This is a genomic window from Undibacterium sp. SXout7W (genome assembly GCF_049339385.1).
Lineage (GTDB): Bacteria > Pseudomonadota > Gammaproteobacteria > Burkholderiales > Burkholderiaceae_D > Undibacterium.
In genome coordinates this window covers 1-16,905 of the sequence record NZ_JBMPPF010000027.1, presented here as the reverse complement: position 1 = coordinate 16,905, position 16,905 = coordinate 1, and the positions used below count along the sequence as shown (strand labels likewise).

General features: G+C 52.0%; 11 protein-coding genes. 3 read left to right on the top strand and 8 right to left on the bottom strand.

Annotation, left to right across the window (positions count from 1 at the left end; genetic code table 11):
• Window positions 1-226 precede the first annotated feature (226 nt).
• Complete coding sequence (locus tag ACO0LB_RS19415; RefSeq protein WP_423052138.1) at window positions 227-2,314, bottom strand: bifunctional 2',3'-cyclic-nucleotide 2'-phosphodiesterase/3'-nucleotidase; 2,088 nt, start codon at window positions 2,312-2,314, stop codon at window positions 227-229.
• Between the two features lie 777 nt (window positions 2,315-3,091).
• On the opposite strand from ACO0LB_RS19415, the gene ACO0LB_RS19410 reads away from it, so the two are divergent.
• The 3 genes from ACO0LB_RS19410 to ACO0LB_RS19400 all read left to right on the top strand — a co-directional run bounded on the left by ACO0LB_RS19410 (window position 3,092) and on the right by ACO0LB_RS19400 (window position 9,789).
• Window positions 3,092-4,411 carry an MFS transporter gene (locus ACO0LB_RS19410; RefSeq protein WP_423052136.1) on the top strand — a complete coding sequence of 440 codons (1,320 nt, stop codon included), beginning with the start codon at window positions 3,092-3,094 and terminating at the stop codon, window positions 4,409-4,411.
• Between the two features lie 329 nt (window positions 4,412-4,740).
• Window positions 4,741-7,026: an EAL domain-containing protein gene (locus tag ACO0LB_RS19405; protein WP_423052134.1), complete on the top strand. Its 2,286-nt coding sequence runs from the start codon at window positions 4,741-4,743 to the stop codon at window positions 7,024-7,026.
• Between the two features lie 213 nt (window positions 7,027-7,239).
• Window positions 7,240-9,789, top strand: coding sequence for a chemotaxis protein CheW (locus tag ACO0LB_RS19400; RefSeq protein ID WP_423052132.1), 2,550 nt, complete (start codon window positions 7,240-7,242; stop codon window positions 9,787-9,789).
• A 291-nt stretch (window positions 9,790-10,080) separates the two neighbouring features.
• Here the strand turns inward: ACO0LB_RS19400 and nagZ are convergent, their stop codons facing one another.
• From nagZ to ACO0LB_RS19365, 7 genes are all read right to left on the bottom strand, one after another.
• Window positions 10,081-11,661 (bottom strand): beta-N-acetylhexosaminidase, encoded by a 1,581-nt coding sequence (gene nagZ, locus ACO0LB_RS19395; RefSeq protein ID WP_423052130.1) that lies wholly within the window; start codon window positions 11,659-11,661, stop codon window positions 10,081-10,083.
• On the bottom strand, window positions 11,658-11,933 hold the full coding sequence (locus tag ACO0LB_RS19390; RefSeq protein WP_423052128.1) for a hypothetical protein: 276 nt from the start codon (window positions 11,931-11,933) through the stop codon (window positions 11,658-11,660). The genes nagZ and ACO0LB_RS19390 overlap by 4 nt, the downstream gene beginning before the upstream one ends.
• Window positions 11,934-12,156: 223 nt before the next feature.
• Window positions 12,157-13,167: an SIS domain-containing protein gene (locus tag ACO0LB_RS19385; RefSeq protein ID WP_423052170.1), complete on the bottom strand. Its 1,011-nt coding sequence runs from the start codon at window positions 13,165-13,167 to the stop codon at window positions 12,157-12,159.
• A complete protein-coding gene (nagA, locus tag ACO0LB_RS19380; RefSeq protein WP_423052126.1) occupies window positions 13,160-14,293 on the bottom strand; it encodes an N-acetylglucosamine-6-phosphate deacetylase in 1,134 nt (377 codons plus the stop codon). The genes ACO0LB_RS19385 and nagA overlap by 8 nt, the downstream gene beginning before the upstream one ends.
• Window positions 14,290-15,024: a GntR family transcriptional regulator gene (locus tag ACO0LB_RS19375; RefSeq protein ID WP_423052124.1), complete on the bottom strand. Its 735-nt coding sequence runs from the start codon at window positions 15,022-15,024 to the stop codon at window positions 14,290-14,292. The genes nagA and ACO0LB_RS19375 overlap by 4 nt, the downstream gene beginning before the upstream one ends.
• Window positions 15,025-15,085: 61 nt before the next feature.
• The gene (locus ACO0LB_RS19370) at window positions 15,086-16,126 is read right to left on the bottom strand and encodes a BadF/BadG/BcrA/BcrD ATPase family protein (protein ID WP_423052122.1); all 1,041 of its coding nucleotides are present in this window, start codon (window positions 16,124-16,126) and stop codon (window positions 15,086-15,088) included.
• A gap of 429 nt (window positions 16,127-16,555) precedes the next feature.
• Window positions 16,556-16,905 (bottom strand): ExbD/TolR family protein (locus ACO0LB_RS19365; protein ID WP_423052120.1); only part of this gene is annotated, 350 nt, incomplete at its 5' end.

Sequence of the window (16,905 nt, the reverse complement as noted above, 5' to 3'; positions counted from 1 at the left end):
AAAGGGAGTTTCAGTGACCAGCATATTCAACCAGATATTCGTTCGCCGACGTAGAGATCAGTACGCCGATTGATACGTCAGGCTGATCACTCACCGGCGTCCAATTCAACTGCTAACGACTATCTGACAAGCAAACCAGACACATAGTGAGTCAATGCGCTTCATCCATCATTCGGACGGATGAAGCGCGACACTTACTTATTTACTCACTTATTTATTTACTGACTTATTTACTCAGATCAATCGCATACTTTGCGAAGCCGCTGGCATCAAGCGCACCTTCGGACTTCACGCGGCTCAGACCAATCGCGCTGGCAACCGCCAATTTGCCGGGTGCAGAACGCAGAATCACAGGACCTTGCGTCGTCGCTTTGACGAAGCTCCAGCTTTGTGCAGAGCCATTGTTAGCGAGCGTAATTTTGCCTTGTTTTTTCAGGAAATTACTCACGATTGCCTGACTTGCATCCGGTGATTTGATAATGGTTTTGCTGCCATCAATCCCCGGTACATTGCCACCACCACCAGCGCGATAATCATTCGTGGCGACGATGAAGTCATCGCTGTCTGCGACTGCTTTACCTGCATACGTCAGATTGGCAATACGGCTACCAACTGGTTTCGTCACATCGATCTGGTATGTGAGTGCATTGTTTTCTGCATAGAACACGTCGTAGTTATAAATCGTCCCATACGATGGAACTAAATCCTGCTCTGTTGTCTTTGCAGGATCAATCTGGGCAAACTGTTTTGCAGATGTTTCCAGCCAGTTTTTCAGATCGGAGCCTTTGATTTTCACTGCCTGTAAATTGTTGTTGCCGTACAAGTAGAGATCACCCGGATTACGGACCTGCAAACCGATCAGCGCACTTGGTGATGCACCCGGAGCCACGTCCGTGAAATCTGTCGGACCATTTCGTCCAGCCTTAAACGGTGCGCTGCATGAAATGACTGGAATCGTCTTGTAGCTGGCAATCGTGGCATCAGTTGAACTGGCAATAAAGCTCTTCACGTAATCAATCTGAGCCTGATTAACGATTTGTATCGCCGTCACGTCACCGACCAGCGAGAAATATGCAGACATTTCAAAATCTGTCGTCGTTCCTAATGGTTGCGTGGCATAAGCCAGTGTAGCTTTATGCTCGGTATCTACCAGCGGCGCAATCGAGGCATCGGCATCAACGATGGTATTCCCATCCTTGTATTTAAAGCCGCGTGCTTCCACGTTTGTCAGGTCTTTTTGCACTACCCATTTGCCGCCCTGATACTTCAGAACCATTTGGATAATACCGAGACGACGACCCCAGCTTTGTGCCATGACTGCTGGCACGCCATTCACCAATCCCTTGTCTGTATCGACCAGAGAAGCAGGTAATGCTGCCAGTGAAGCATCAATCGCCGGTGCGTTAATTTCTTTTGCTTTCGGGAAGATCAGATGTGAATGACCCAGCATCAAAGCATCAATCCCGGTGGTCGCCAGGTGCAGGCTGCCATTTTCCATTTTTGGGCTGTAGGGTGAAGCATCCAGGCCGCCATGCGACAAGGCGACAACCAGATCAGCACCTTTGGTACGCATTTCCGGTACATATTTATTGGCGGTCTCAACCACGCCGTTGACCATCACTTTACCCGCCAGATTTTTCTGATCCCAATCCATAATCTGTGGTGGAACAAAACCTAGAATACCTACGTTCAAGGTCACGCTCATGGCGCTGCCATCTGGCTTGGTCGCGTTAAATTGCTTAGGAATGATGGAATAAGGATTGAAGATTGGCTTTTGACTGCTTGCCCCCACCACATTCGCCAGTACGACCGGAAAAGTCGGCGCACCGCAATTGACTGGCTTGGTGACGTCACTGATACCAAAATCTGTATTCGTAATCTGACTCAGGAAATTCAGACCATAATTGAATTCATGATTACCAATGCCAGCGCCATCAAATTTCAGCGCATTCATTACCTTATGTATCGCCATGGTGCCGCTGCAGGTCACAGGCGCTGCGACTGCCTGATAGTCGCCCAGCAACGTGCCCTGAATCACATCGCCATCATCAAGTAATACATTATTCGGATTTTCACTACGAGCTGCATTGATCAGGCTGGCAGTTCTTTCCAGACCAAGGCTGGTGTCGGCTTTCAGCCCATAATAGTCGTAGCTGAGAATATTCTGATGTAAATCCGTCGTCTCCAGCAAAGCAAGCTTTAACAAGCTTCCTTCGGGGATAGTATTGACGGGTATCGTCGTATTATTTGAACTGCTGCCACATGCTGCCAGCGCGATACTCATCAGCGCGGGCAACCAATTTGCACGTTTCATAGGATCTCTCTGAAAAATTGCGCAAACGATTGGCTTGATGACGCAATCGTTTGCTTTTTTAATTAAATGAAGAATTCCGCTATGTTTCGCATTTGACTGCGAATACCCGCTGATTATCTATAGTGAATATGTCAACTTCATGACGAACCGGAAACCTGCGCCAGATGTGGTGGATGGAGAGCTGACTTGGGTATGGTGTACACGATTTGGACTGATCTGGGTTAGATAGCAGCTTGATGTCAGCGCAATATAGGATCAATGTCGGCTTAATGCTGGCTTAATGCACCTGACAGCAGCCTCATCGCACGATAAGGATCATGCTGTACTGCACGGTGACTGACATACCGCCAGTATCTTCGCGCGACAGATGTTTATTGTGACAGACCATACCAGTTACCAGAAACATACATTCCTCCTATTCCTATCATTGCGATCTACAGTACCCGCCGTTTCTTTGATCTCTATATGAATAAAGGCGAAAACAAGCGTTAATCAAAATATTTCAGGTATTTATTTTTACAACTGGATATTAAGTGGCATTGCAAAATTAAAACCAGTTGACCCTGATATACGGCGCTAGTAAGGTCTAGTCTGCACGCTGAATTCCATCAGGATGATCAGAATGCCAGCAGCATGACAACTGGCAAAGCATGGCCGCAAAGATGTCCAATCAACGCAACCCATCAGAACCATTGGCGCCAAACGAGACATCATCCGGCTCAGAACATGCTGTTGTGCCAGCGATGCAATAATAATTTCAGACCAGAGACATGCCTTATGAAGACCGCCAACATCACCACACGCCACCCTATGCACTGGGTACCCACACTGTATCTGGCGGAGGGCTTGCCATTCTATGCCGTGGCACTGATCGCAGGATTGATGTACAAAAGTCTGGGTGTCCCGAATGAGCAGATTGCCCGCTGGACCGGTTTGATCGGACTGGCGTGGGTATTCAAGTGTTTGTGGAGCCCGTTTCTGGAAGCAGCCAGTAGTAAAAAAATGATTGTCGTCGCGTTTCAGTTGATTGGTGGTGTCAGTCTCGGGCTGGTCGCATTATCGCTGCAGATGCCTATGTATTTCGCTCTCAGCATTGCTTTGCTTGGCGTCGTTGCGATTGCCTCGGCAACGCATGATATTGCCGCTGATGGTCTGTATATCGCCAGCCTCAGCAATAAGCAGCAGGCGGCTTATGCGGGCTGGCAAGGTGCGTTCTTTAATGCAGCAAAATTTATTTCCCTCGGTGGTCTGGTTATTCTTGCCGGACATCTGGAAAAACAGATGGATGCACGTCACGCCTGGATGATCATCTTCGGTATTCTGGGCGTCATGCTGACAGCACTTGGGCTGTATCACAGCTGGGCCTTACCGGGCACTAAAAATACCAATACAGAAGCCTCCATGCGCAGCGTGTTCCAGACTTTGCTGGATGTAATCATGGATTTCTTTCAAAAGCCCGGTATCTGGCTGGCAATCAGCTTCATTATTTTGTTTCGTGCTGGCGAAGGGCAGATACAAACCATCGGCCCCTTGTTTTTACGCGATGCGCGCGAACTGGGTGGGCTTGGCCTCAGTACCGATCAGGTAGGTGTTGTATATGGTACGGCAGGAACGGTCGCCTTTCTGGCAGGTAGTGTGCTGGGCGGCTATTTCACCTCACAGCTGGGTCTGCGCCGCGCTTTGCCGTGGCTGATCGTCGCGATGAACATGCCGAATCTGGTGTTCTTTTTTCTCAGCATGAATCTGCCTGACAACATGCTTGTCATCGCTACGGCCTTAAGTCTTGAGATGTTCGGCTATGGTTTTGGTTTTGTCGGACTGATCCTGTTCATTATGCAGGTTGTCGCCGTTGGCAAATATCAGACAGCTCACTACGCACTTGGTACCGGTGTAATGCAATTGGGATTTGTCCTATTCAAAATGATCAGCGGCGATATTCAGGTGGCGCTCGGATATCAGCATTTTTTTATCTGGGTACTTGTCTGTGCCTTGCCTGTACTGGTACTGACACGGTTTGTCAAAATCGGCGATACGACCACCAGCGACAATGAACCAGAATCCGCTGTAGCAAGCACCGAGGCCAGCAGTATGCCGTGATTGCCGCTTACCCGACCTCGGTCTGGCAGTCGTTTTTTCTCCATTTATCTGCATGTTCCCATCCGGGCATGCAGATTTTTTTATTTGAATACATTTTTTGCACTGCAATAGCGCAAATCTATTCATTCGTCCTGTTTTGCACCAATTCTGCACCGAAATAATGCGCAGCTGATTGTCCCATCGCGCGCGTCATTTGTTGCATCGCGACATTTTCATGTTGGTTCGGAAATTGCTTACAAGACAAATATCAATTAATGATTCTGACAGTGACTTTCATCATGCGTGCATTCATTTCTGTTCGGAACCGGGATCACCTTTCATCTGCGGACATGGACATATCAGCCTCACTACTCCCCTTTCTTGCCCAGGCACATATCCCTGATGCCGTAGAGCGGGCAGCAAGTTTTGGACGCTGGTGGTATGACAGACCATCCGGACAACTGGTGTTATCCGCAGGCGCCGCACAAATGTTGTGTGTTGAAGCTGGCTGGCATCATGATCTTGAAAGTTGCCTGGCGCATGTGGTTCCTGATGACATGGACGCACTCGATAGTGCAATGACGAATCCGTCTGAAGTAAACCGGCAGCCTGAGTGTGAATTCAGAATCATTAACGACTTAAATGAATTGCTATGGCTGCGCATGACTGCCTTGCCAGCAACTGCAGAACAAAGTGATGTTCTCAGCGGACTGATACTGAACGTCACCCTGTTCAAATACGCTGTCATGCGAGAACGCCTGAGCTTTGAATCGACCCGCTTTCTGGTCGGCACAGATACGCTGGGGGATGCCGTCGTCAAGGTCATACAACTGGTATGCGAAAACCTCGGCTGGGACTGGGGCGCTTACTGGTCTATGGATCGCAGCGTCAAGGATCATGAGCCACAACTCGTCTGCCAGCATTACTGGCACGAACCACAACGCTCTCTGGCGACGTTTACCAACGAAAGCAATCACATTCGTATGGCTTCCGGCATTGGGCTGGTGGGGCGCGTCTGGCAAAGCGAAGAAGCGTGCTGGATCGAGGATATGGGCAACGATCTGACTTTTCTACGCTTTAAAGGAGCGAAAAAAAGTGGACTCAAATCCGGATACGTATTTCCAGTTGTCTATGTGACAGACGATGGTAAACGTCATTGCCAGGGTGTACTGGAATTTTACAGTCGCCTGTCGCGGCAGCGAGAAGCACAATTACCCAAATTATCCGCCACGATCGGTGCTTTGATCGCACAGACTGTGCAACGTATAGAGCAGCAAGAAATCATCCGCCAGATGGCACAGATTGATGGACTAACGGAATTAGCCAACCGACGACATTTTCATCAGATACTTGATGATGCCTGTCAGCGTGCAGGTGCCACGACTCGCTTCGGACTCATGTTCATTGACCTGGACAGATTCAAACTCGTCAATGATGCTTTTGGCCACGAAGCAGGCAATATCGTACTGCGCGAATTTTCACAAAAATTGCAGTTGATCGTACCTGCCGGCAGCTATGTTGGCCGTCTGGGAGGAGATGAATTTGCGATTCTGTACATTCCAACGGAAGTACCAGAAAAACAATCTGGCGATCTTGAATCTCAACTGGAGCTGCTGGCGGAAAATGTTCTTGAGGCAGCGCGTTCACCATTCATGTTCGGACAGCATGAAATGACCGTCTCTGCGAGTATTGGTATCAGCCTGTTTCCTGACAATGGCACTACCAGCCCGGAATTATTACGCAGCGCCGATACCACCATGTACCGGATTAAAAAAACCGGGCGCAATGCTTCCAGCTTTTTTTCTAACAGCACCTCACTGACGCTGGCGGAACAACGATCAGACCTGACGCAGCGTCTGGCCATGGAAACCGAATTGCAACACGCATTATTGAACAACCATTTGTTCCTGGAATACCAGCCCATCTTCGATGCCGATGGACAGTATATGCACGCGGTCGAGGCCCTGATACGCTGGCGCCGGGCTGACGGGGAGATTGTGCGACCCGATGTCTTTATTCCCATTGCAGAACAAAGCCAGCTGATCATACAAATCGGGCGCTGGGTGATGCAGCGCGCCTGCATTGATCTGGCGCAATTGCATCAGGCCGGATTCCATCATCTGCAAATGCACATCAATACTGCAGCATCTGAATTTACCTGCGATGAATTACCAGATCAGCTGTGCTCCCTAATCAAGGAATATGGCATCTCTTCCAAACTCATCTGTCTGGAACTGACAGAAGGCATGCTGATTCAACAGCCGGACAAAGTGATCCCTGTCATGCGCAAGCTCCGCCAGCTCGGCTTTGGCATCAGTCTGGATGATTTCGGGGTCGGTTATTCCTCGCTGTCACGACTCAAAAATTTACCTATTTCTTCTATCAAAATAGATCGCTCCTTCGTGAATGGATTACCGCATCTGAACGAAGATACCGCCATCATCCGCACCATCATTTCCTTGGGTCAAAATCTCAAATTAAGAGTGATTGCGGAAGGCGTCGAAACCGACGCACAACTCAGTTTTTTACGACAATACGGCTGCACCCATATCCAAGGCTACGTCTTGAGCAAACCAAAATCGCTCAAGGATCTGATTGCGCAATATCAACCGGTACGTGAGCGACCCCGCCCATAAACCAACGCAAGCTCAATCGGCAAGTGTTTCGCCTATCGACTGCACATCAATGCAGATCGATAGGCCATCAAAAGATGAACGCGCATGACAGCGATGACGACCCGTCGCTCTGCGTGATCAGGGATCGTTTTTGCTTTTTTTTCAGATACACCGTCAGCCAATAAGATCAGATCAGCCATCCTGCGTCAGCCACTCCGATACAAAGGAATACTTATGACTCAAAGCACCGACTTGCAAATCGATACTTTTTTGCCTTATATGCGTGATGTCATCCGCTGCGAGCAATCACTGCATGAACTGAACCTGATGTGGCGCATGATAGAGTCATCCGCCAAAATGAATTGTCCGTTGGAAGCGCGCAGCATCCTGCCAACAATGGCCGCCACCCGTTCCGGATTTAACCGTCTGGAACAGGAACTGGTCGTCAGCCTGGTCAGAGAAAAAGTTACCACGGTACTCAGCGAAATCGGCACCAAAGCGCATTACGTGATTGATATCGTGGTACGTAATTTATACGAACGTACCGCCGATGTCGGCTTTCTGGCGACAGATAAAGAGCTCTGCAGTTTTGTCGCAGGCTTGCATGATAATCAGGAAAAAATCCGCGCCAGACTACGCGCCTATCGGAATAAATACACCGTATATGATGAAATTATTTTGCTCGATACTCACGGCAATGTACTGGTACAAATTGACGAAAGCACTCCCATCGAAGGCAGTACCGATCCGCTGATTACACAAACACTGACGTCACATTCATACGTAGAAACCTTCCGTGCCAGCGATCTTCGGCCAGGCAAACAAAAGGCGTTGATCTATTCACGCCGCATGTTACATCCCGAGACCGGCAGCATCGTCGGCGTACTCTGTCTTTGCTTTCACTTCGAACAGGAAATGGCTGGCATTTTTGCCTCGCACCGCGATCTGGCCGGGCGTTCCAATATGCTGTTACTGGATGCGGACAACTGTGTTATCGAAAGTGCGGATCCGCTCTGGATACCTGTCGGCGCAAAAGTACCAGTCAATCATAGCGACTCACCGGAGTTGCTGATGTTCCGTGGCAGAGAATATCTGGTCAGAACATTTCATGCCGTCGGTTATCAGGGTTATATGGGACCACACGGATGGCAAGGGCAAGTGATGATTCCGGTAGAAGTGGCATTCAGCAGCAGCCACTCACGCGCGCTGGACAATCTGGATGCCGATATTTTTGCGGGATTGCTGTCGCATGCGCAATCATTCAGTCCACCGCTGTATGAAATCATGAGTACAGCAGAAACCATACGGCGTGTGGTCTGGAACGGGCAAGTGAAGACTGCCGGACAGCATGGCGAATTACTGAAGCTGAAAACCATCCTTGATCAGATCAGCGAAACCGGTTCGCGCAGTGACGAGCTATTTGCTAAATCGATTGGCGACCTGTATTCCACCGTACTGGCATCTGGTCTGCGCGATGCTGAATTTACCTCACATCTGCTGATCGATCTGCTTGACCGCAATCTGTACGAACGCTCTGATGATTGTCGCTGGTGGGCATTAACACCAGAGCTGAGAATGGCACTTTCAACGCCGGAACGCGATCTGGAAACGATCAGTCGCATTGAAGATATTCTGCAATATATCAACAGCCTGTACACCGTCTATACCTGCCTGTTTGTGTACGACGAACATGGCTGCATTATTGCCTGTACCAATCAGGAAGCCGACAGGCAACTGACCGGCAGTTATATCGATGCAGAAACGCTGGCGCAGGTGCAGGCATTAAGAACCGAGCAGCAATATCATGTCTCGCCATTTGTCCCCACACAACTGTATGGCGACAACGCTACCTATGTATATCATGCTGCCATCCGTGATCCTGATACCACACAACTGATCGTCGGTGGCATCGGCATCGTGTTTGACTCTGCGATTGAACTGTCCGCCATGCTGCATAGCGGACTCGATAGCAAACAAAAATCCCAGGCATTTTATGTGAACCGGCAAGGCGTGATTATGTCGACCACGGACAGCAGCCGGCCAGTTGGCAGCACGCTCGATATTGATGCTGATTTACTCGCGCTCAACAATGGAGAAAGCACCTCGCGTATCGTGATTCATGATGGCGAATATGCCATCCTCGGGTGCAGTGCTTCATGCGGCTATCGTGAATTCAAAACATCTGACGGTTACAAAGAAGATGTACTCGCCGTCGTCTTTGAATCGTTCGGCGCTGTGCGTGAAAACAACCAGAACTCAGAAAAATTACATATACCGCTCAACAGCAATCTGGCAGAAAACGAAGGCGAAGAATACGCGACGTTTTTTATTGATGGCGCCATGTATGCGATACCGGCAGAATATGTCATGGAAGCGCAGGCAGCCAGTAAAATTTCATCAGTCTCTATGGACAGCAAAGCTGAACGCATTGGTGTACTGGATATGCAAAATCAGGATGAAGAAAGAAAATATGTCTGGGTGTTTGATCTCGGCCACCTGACCAGAGGCAGGCCATCGGTGATCGACAACAGCAGTCAGGTTGTGGTGATCTGTTATGGTGGTCAGACCATCGGTTTGCTGGTCAGCGAATTGCATGGCGTCCCATTATTTCAACCATCGCAGATTGTACCTACTCCGCTGGCTGGGCAAACCAACCGCATGCTGGTGTCGCATGTCATCAAAGCCAATGAAGGAAGGCTATTGATACAGACAGTCAACGTACCTTATCTGTTTGATTTTTTGATGGAGAAAAAAGTCCCGGACGAAGTTTCCATGTCGATCTGATGTGCTTGCATCCAACAATCAGATCGTCCGCATACTATGCTGCGCCTATGTGTATATTGCGCATACATCGGAGGTTGCACACTAACATCGTCACTTATATTGACACTTATATCGTCACTGATGCAAGCGGCGGGCGGTCACGTGCAGCAGCGTAAAGTTGCCGCCGCCCGAGGACGCGATGAACACCATGAACTTACCTTCGCGGATATGCAGACCGATGTCGTGCAACACCGCCTGCCACCATCGAATTGCTCAGTTGTTGCAAGCGCACTTCTGCCATCGCTGCTGCCGTTACGCTGAAAAGCCGGAGACCGGAATCTGGCCATCCACCGTAATTTCACCGGCCAGCCAGGCTCGCGCAGCGTCAATTGCCGGTGGCGCAAAGCCATACGTCATGAGCGCTGGCGCCTGAATGTCGAGCATCTGGAATGGGTTCCATAGCACCAGATGCAGATCGGGTTTCCAGCTGTCGCGCACCTGCTGGCTGTAACGGATGCGAACGGTCGATGCCAGAATCACGAAGCGTCCATCCTGCGGCAGGCTATGCCAGTCAAAGGTATTTGCGTTGGCAAAGGTCACGGTATCGACATCGTACAAGCTGGCGAGCATGGCGCTGATTTTTGCAGCAGGAATACCCGCTTCCGACACGCCATCACTGACCACATCAGCGCTGATCACCAGCCTGATCTTGCTGCCTCTGGCGGGGGGCAATGGATTGCCACTGGTCGTCAATCCGCGCTTCCATGCAGAAGACATCAGGATGCGATCTGCCAGCTCAGTCTGATAGGCCGATGTCTGGCAAGGGTACGCCGTCGTCAGCTGGCGCACGCGGCTCAGGCGTTGCTCGATTTCGGCGCGGGAAATCTGTCCGCTGGCAATCACCGCCGCCAGCGCCTCCAGTGTTTCCAGCTGCGTCCCGGTCGTGCCGAGCGCCATCACCAGATCGGCCCCCGCCAGCAGCGCTTTGACCGCTGCATTGCCGACACCATAACGCCCGGCAATCGCATGCATGTCCATGCCGTCGGTAATGACCACACCCTGATATTGCCATTGCTGGCGTAGCAAATCTGTGAGGATGGCTTTGGACATGGTAGCGGGATTGTCACCGTCCAGCGCCGGATACACGATATGTGCCGTCATCATTGCTGGCGCATTGCGGCTGACTGCGATTTGGAATGGTGCCAGCTCCAGCGCCTGCAATTGTTCCAGGCTCTTGTCCACGGTTGGCAGGTCGCGGTGGGAATCCACATTGGTATCACCATGCCCCGGAAAATGCTTGACGCAGCAGGCCACACCCTCCGACAGACTGCCATCCATCCACGCCAGCGCCAGCTCACTGGCACGTTGTGGGTCGGAGCCGAAAGAGCGTTCCGAGATCACCGGATTATCGACGTTGTTATTCAAATCCAGCACCGGCGCAAAATTCCAGTTAAATCCCAGTGCTTTGACGCCACGTGCAACTGCAGCGCCGACCTGATAACACAGTGCCGGATCATTGCTGGCGCCGAGCGACATGGCGGCAGGCGGTTGTGGTACCCAGGTTGCGCGTACTACCGCGCCGCCTTCCTGATCAATCGCAATCAATGCCTCCGGCCCCATGACTGCCCGCAGATCGGCAGTCAGCTTTTTCAACTGTAACTCATCGGTCATGTTGCCGCGAAACAGGCAAATGGCACGGATATGGTGCTGCTTCAGATACGCAGCCGATTCCGCATCCAGCGTGGTAATGGGCATCCGTATCATCACCAGTTGCCCAGCCAGACGGCGTGCTTCGTCAAGCGGCATGACCGGGATTGGCTCTTGTGGCTCTTGTGGCTCTTGTGGCTCTTGTGGCTCTTGCGTATCTTGTGGCTCTTGTCTTTCTTGTGTCATTTCACTGCTCCATCCATACCATGCATAAAAAAGCACTGGGTAAATAAAAAGGCGGCCAGAATCGGCGCGACTGTCAGAACCGTTCCGGCGACAATCATGCGAGTGCTGCCGCTAACATCGTGCGGTTCCAGCAAACCACCGCGCGCCACCCATTGCTGAAAATACGAAATGAATTTGGGCTTTAAGCTCATGATCCAGAATTCGATTTTTGGGGCTGCATGTGCTGCCGGGGTGAGAATCAACAATAGCGCAGCAATGAATGCGCGGAACAAGCTGCCGGCGAACTGCGGAAATCGTCGCAGTATCGCATGCTGCTGGCACTCTGCGGCAAGCGCAAAAAAAGCTCTTCCGCAGGGACTTTTACATATACTCCCCCCATTTTTTACAGAAAACGCCATAACGTCCTTATATTAATTGCGCTGTTTAAAATACTGAGAGGGAGTATATAAATGCAGAGTTTTTAAAAAATAGCCAGAAGGATCAGCTTACCCTGACTCAATTGGTCTTCGTGACCTTGCTCAAATGACGCGGCTGATCCGGATTCAATCCACGTGCCACGGACAACTGCGCCGCCATCACATAAAACGCCTGTATCGCCGTGATCGGGTCGAGATCCGGCGTACCGGCCACTGGTAACGTCAGATTGCGTTCGCGAATATTGTCCGGCGCCGCCAGCAACACATTGGCACCGCGTCCGCGCATTTCTTCGGCCAATTTGATCAGGCCTTCCTGTGCCGGACCACGGGTGGCGAAAATCAGCAGCGGATATCCATCATGAATCAATGCCATCGGACCGTGCTTGATCTCGGCACCGCTGAATGCCTCAGCCTGAATCACGGAAGTCTCTTTGAATTTCAGTGCCGATTCCAATGCCACCGGAAAGCTGATGCCACGTCCCACCACCATAATGCGTTGCGCCGGAACCAGCACATCGAGTGCCGCCGACCAGTCGAGTTGCGTCGCCGCATGCAGAGCTTCCGGCAGTTGTTCAATCGCGCTCAGAAATGCCGCGTCGTTTTGCCAATGTCCTGCCAGACGCGCACCCGCCACCAGCGAGGTGATGAAACTCTTGGTGGCCGCCACACTCAACTCCGGTCCGGCATGCAAAGGCATGGTCCATTCGGCTGCATTCGCCAGCGGGGAAGCTGCATCGTTCACCAGCGCGACAGTGGTGGCACCGCCAGCGCGGAAATACGACATCGGTTCCACCACATCCGGACTCTGGCCGGACTGCGAAATCGCTACCGCCAGCGCATCTTTGACCAGCAATGGCGCCTTGTTCAAGGTCACCAGCGACATCGGCAGCGATGCCACGATGCGGCCCAAACGCGCCATGATCAGATACGCCGCATAGTTAGCCGCATGATCCGAGCTGCCACGCGCTACCGTCAGTACCGATGATGGCGGATGGGCGCGCAGATGCGCACCGAGCTCGGCATAGCTCTCACGTTCCTGCGTCAGTTGTTCGGCCACACGTTCGGATGAAGCGCAGGCTTCTTTAAGCATTTGCGAGGTCAATCTTTTCTCCTTCTACATACACAGCAATGAGGTTGAGCTGGCGATCCAGCACAACGAGGTCGGCGAACGCGCCCGCGCTCAGGCGGCCACGTTCGGATAATCCGAGATAATCTGCAGCGTAAGTAGAAACCCGTTTCGAAGCCTCTTCCAGACTGAGTCCGATACTGACCAGATTACGCAATGCCTGATCCATCGTCAGCGTGCTGCCTGCCAGCGTACCGTCTTCCAGACGCACGCCACCCAGACACTTATGCACCACCTGACGACCCAGCATGTATTGCCCGTCCGGCATGCCCGAAGCGGCCGTCGAATCAGTCACGCAATACAGGTGTGGAATCGCCCGCAGCGCCGCTTTGATCGCGCCCGGATGCACGTGTAACAGATCGGGAATAATTTCTGAAAACTGTGCATGTGCCAGTGCTGCACCCACCATGCCAGGGGCACGATGATCGAGGCGCGACATGGCGTTATACAAATGTGTGAATCCTTTGGCGCCATTTTCCAGCGCCGCTACGCCGTCCTCATACGTGCCCAGCGTATGGCCGATTTGTACCTGTATACCGATCGCGACCAGTTCACGCACCAATGCCAGATGCCCCGGCATTTCAGGCGCGACCGTAATCAGGCGGATAGGTGCGATCGCATGCAGATGCTGCACCTGTTGCAGCGAACCCAACCCGGCAAAATCCGGCTGCGCGCCAAGCTTACCGGGATTGATGTACGGCCCTTCCAGATGCACACCCAGTACGCGTGCCGTACCTGACGGACGCTGGACAATCACCGGCTGTATCGCACGCAAAGCTGCCTCAATATCGGCCATCGGTGCGGTCATCGTGGTCGCCAGCAAACTGGTGGTGCCGTGCTGCGCATGTTCACGCGCAATTACCTGCACTGCATCACCGGCTTCCATTGTGTCCTTGCCACCTGCGCCATGCACATGCAGATCGACAAATCCGGGCAGGATGTAATGTGCGGACTCGCTTGTTTCCGTTGTGCTGTCTGCGGTCGGAGATATTGCTTCAATACGCTTGATCTTCTGATCAAAACGAATCTGTCCATGCACCCAGCCATCCGGTGTCAATACCTGTCCCTGCAATTGCTGTTGCAAACTCATCTGAACAACTCCGCCACAAAATCATAGTAATCACTGCGGCAATAGGAGTGCGATAACTCAATCGCGCTGCCGTTGGGCAGATAGCCAACGCGGGTAATGAACAACATCGCCGCGCCTTGTTTGATATCGGCCAGCCGCGCCTGCTCTGCCGTTGCATTGACTGCGCGGATATGCTGCAAGGCACGGGTCGGCACCACATTGTGCGACTCCAGATAACCGTACAGACTGTCAGTCACCAGTTTGGGATTCGGCATGTACATGGCCGGAATCGTGGTACTTTCAATCGCCATCACGACATTGTCTGCAGTACGCAGACGCTTGAGTCGGGACACCACGGTATTCGGTGACAGTCCCAGCGATAAAATCTCTTCCGGTGAAGCGATACCGGTTTCGCGTGAAATCCAGCGCGAGCCCGGCACGAAACCGCGCTGCCGTAATTCTTCACTGAAGTTGGTCAGGCGCGATAAAGGCTGCTCCAGCTTCGGCGTGATGTAGGTGCCAGACCCATGCTTGCGCGTCAGCAGCCCACGTTCGCACAACATATCAATCGCCTTGCGCGCTGTGACTCTGGAGATATCGAGCACTTCGGACAGCATACGCTCCGAAGGCAGCGCCTCATCCGGTTGCCACAGGCCACTGTGAATACCATTCGCCAGCTTGTTCGCTAATTGCAGATACAAGGGCGTGGAGCTTTCGCTATCCGGTTTGAAATCGGTCAGTTGTGCCAGCATGTTTGTCTCTCTTCGGTATGGTGACTGCTTATTGCTACTTGTTCGTTGCTGCCCGTTGCTACTATGTTTCGTTGCTATTTTTAATTACTGATTTTCGGTGCGATTCGTTTTGCGATTCGTTGTTACTGCTGAATGTCTTGGATGATGACAATGACAAACTGCTTTGCTGCAGCTTGCGCTGAATCAGGATCAACGCGCCTTCGGCAGAATCACCCAACGGTGCCTGCGCTCTGGCCTGCAAGGCTGCTGGTAAATAAGGTGTCAGCACCGCCGCCAGACCACCACATAATGCCAACGGCAACTGGTGTTGCGGGTCAAGCGCATCGGCCATTGCCTGCACTTCCAGACCTGCGTCCTGCAAAATACCTGAAGCCACTGGTGAACTATCAGCGGTCGCCAGCACCAATGGTGCCAGTTCGGCATAACGGGTCTGATTGGCCTGCCCCAGCCAGGCGAACACGGTGTCTTTATCGCCTCCGCAATACTGCAACACGGCGGCTGACAAGGTGTCCGGTGCAGTGCGGCCATCCAGTGCCCGCTGCAAATGATTGGCGGCCCGCATCCCCAGCCATGCACCGCTGGCCTCGTCGCTGACCGGAAAACCCCAGCCACCGACTTCACGTCGCTGTCCATCCGGCTGCAAAACTTCGCCAACGCTGCCAGTACCCAAGGCAATAATTGCTCCCGGCTGACCACGATGCGCGCCCATCAATGTGGTGTAGGCATCCGTCTCTGCTACCAGCGCTGCCAGCCCCGGATTACATGCCGTAAATTCCATCGCCCATTGCGCATTATTGATTCCCGCCAAACCACAACCCATCGCGATCTGCGATAAGGCAGGCATCACCAGTCCAGCTTGTTCAAATGCATAGCGGGTCGCAGTCAGGATCGCATCCCAGGCACGTTGACGTCCATGTACCAGACCAGATGGGCCAGCAGCCCCACGTGCCAAGCAGCTACCGTCAGGCGCTGCCAACACCACTCTGGTGCCAGTGCCGCCACCATCAACGCCGATCAGATAAGTGCAGACCGCACCTGCCGCCGCCGTTCCGGGATCAACAAATACCGCTGAATTTCCTTGTGCCATCAGTTTCTTACTCATTCCATACGTCGTATTCAGCGAACAGAGCTGGCTCCGTTGGCAAAACAAAATTCTGTTAAACTATCACCTCTCCACTGTAAAGTTTTTTCACAGTGGTTGTCAATAGGTATTTAAGTGGTATTGCTTGTTTTTATCAGTAGCTTGCATACCTCTTTGCTCCAGATACTTTTTCTACACTGCTTCCATCTATCTGGTATTCCCATTTCCTGCAGTACCAGCTGGCCTGCTTGTTATGTGTGCTTATGCGTGCTTATGTGCATTCACGTGCAGCCACATGTAGACATTCCATCCACATACCACTGTGCGTGGTTATGAGGCTTGCTTGCCATACCTTGTAGCTGCAACATGCTGCCATCACCACAGTCATCGCTCCCAACATTCATGATCAAAGTGCGGCCATACCTTGTCCGGCAGCATGGATAACAAGGATTACTTCAAGAACTGCTCATTCCCCACCATCCCAATCTTCGTCACCCCCAGCCGCTGCGCCGAGGCCATCACCGCCGCCACCGACTTATACGGCACCACCGCATTCGGCCGCAAATGCACCTCCGGCTGGTTCGGCGTCGTCGCCACTTCCGTCAGCTTTGCTTCGAGTTCATTGCGATTCGCCACCGCCACGCCATTCCATAACACCGTCCCATCAAAGTCTACGTCGATGTTAATCACCACCGGTGGCTCCGTGGGCTTACTCGGCGTGTTGGTCGGCATGTTCAGGTTCACCGCGTGATTCTGAATCGGGATCGTGATGATCAGCATGATGATCAGCACCAGCATGA

Bases quoted from the DNA above. Each gene is read 5' to 3' on its own strand.
- ACO0LB_RS19410 (WP_423052136.1), top strand. From the start codon at position 3,092: ATGAAGACCGCCAACATCACCACACGCCACCCTATGCACTGGGTACCC.
- nagZ (WP_423052130.1), bottom strand. From the start codon at position 11,661: ATGACACAAGAAAGACAAGAGCCACAAGATACGCAAGAGCCACAAGAG.
- ACO0LB_RS19385 (WP_423052170.1), bottom strand. From the start codon at position 13,167: ATGCTTAAAGAAGCCTGCGCTTCATCCGAACGTGTGGCCGAACAACTG.
- ACO0LB_RS19405 (WP_423052134.1), top strand. From the start codon at position 4,741: ATGGACATATCAGCCTCACTACTCCCCTTTCTTGCCCAGGCACATATC.
- nagA (WP_423052126.1), bottom strand. From the start codon at position 14,293: ATGAGTTTGCAACAGCAATTGCAGGGACAGGTATTGACACCGGATGGC.
- ACO0LB_RS19400 (WP_423052132.1), top strand. From the start codon at position 7,240: ATGACTCAAAGCACCGACTTGCAAATCGATACTTTTTTGCCTTATATG.
- ACO0LB_RS19375 (WP_423052124.1), bottom strand. From the start codon at position 15,024: ATGCTGGCACAACTGACCGATTTCAAACCGGATAGCGAAAGCTCCACG.
- ACO0LB_RS19370 (WP_423052122.1), bottom strand. From the start codon at position 16,126: ATGAGTAAGAAACTGATGGCACAAGGAAATTCAGCGGTATTTGTTGAT.
- ACO0LB_RS19415 (WP_423052138.1), bottom strand. From the start codon at position 2,314: ATGAAACGTGCAAATTGGTTGCCCGCGCTGATGAGTATCGCGCTGGCA.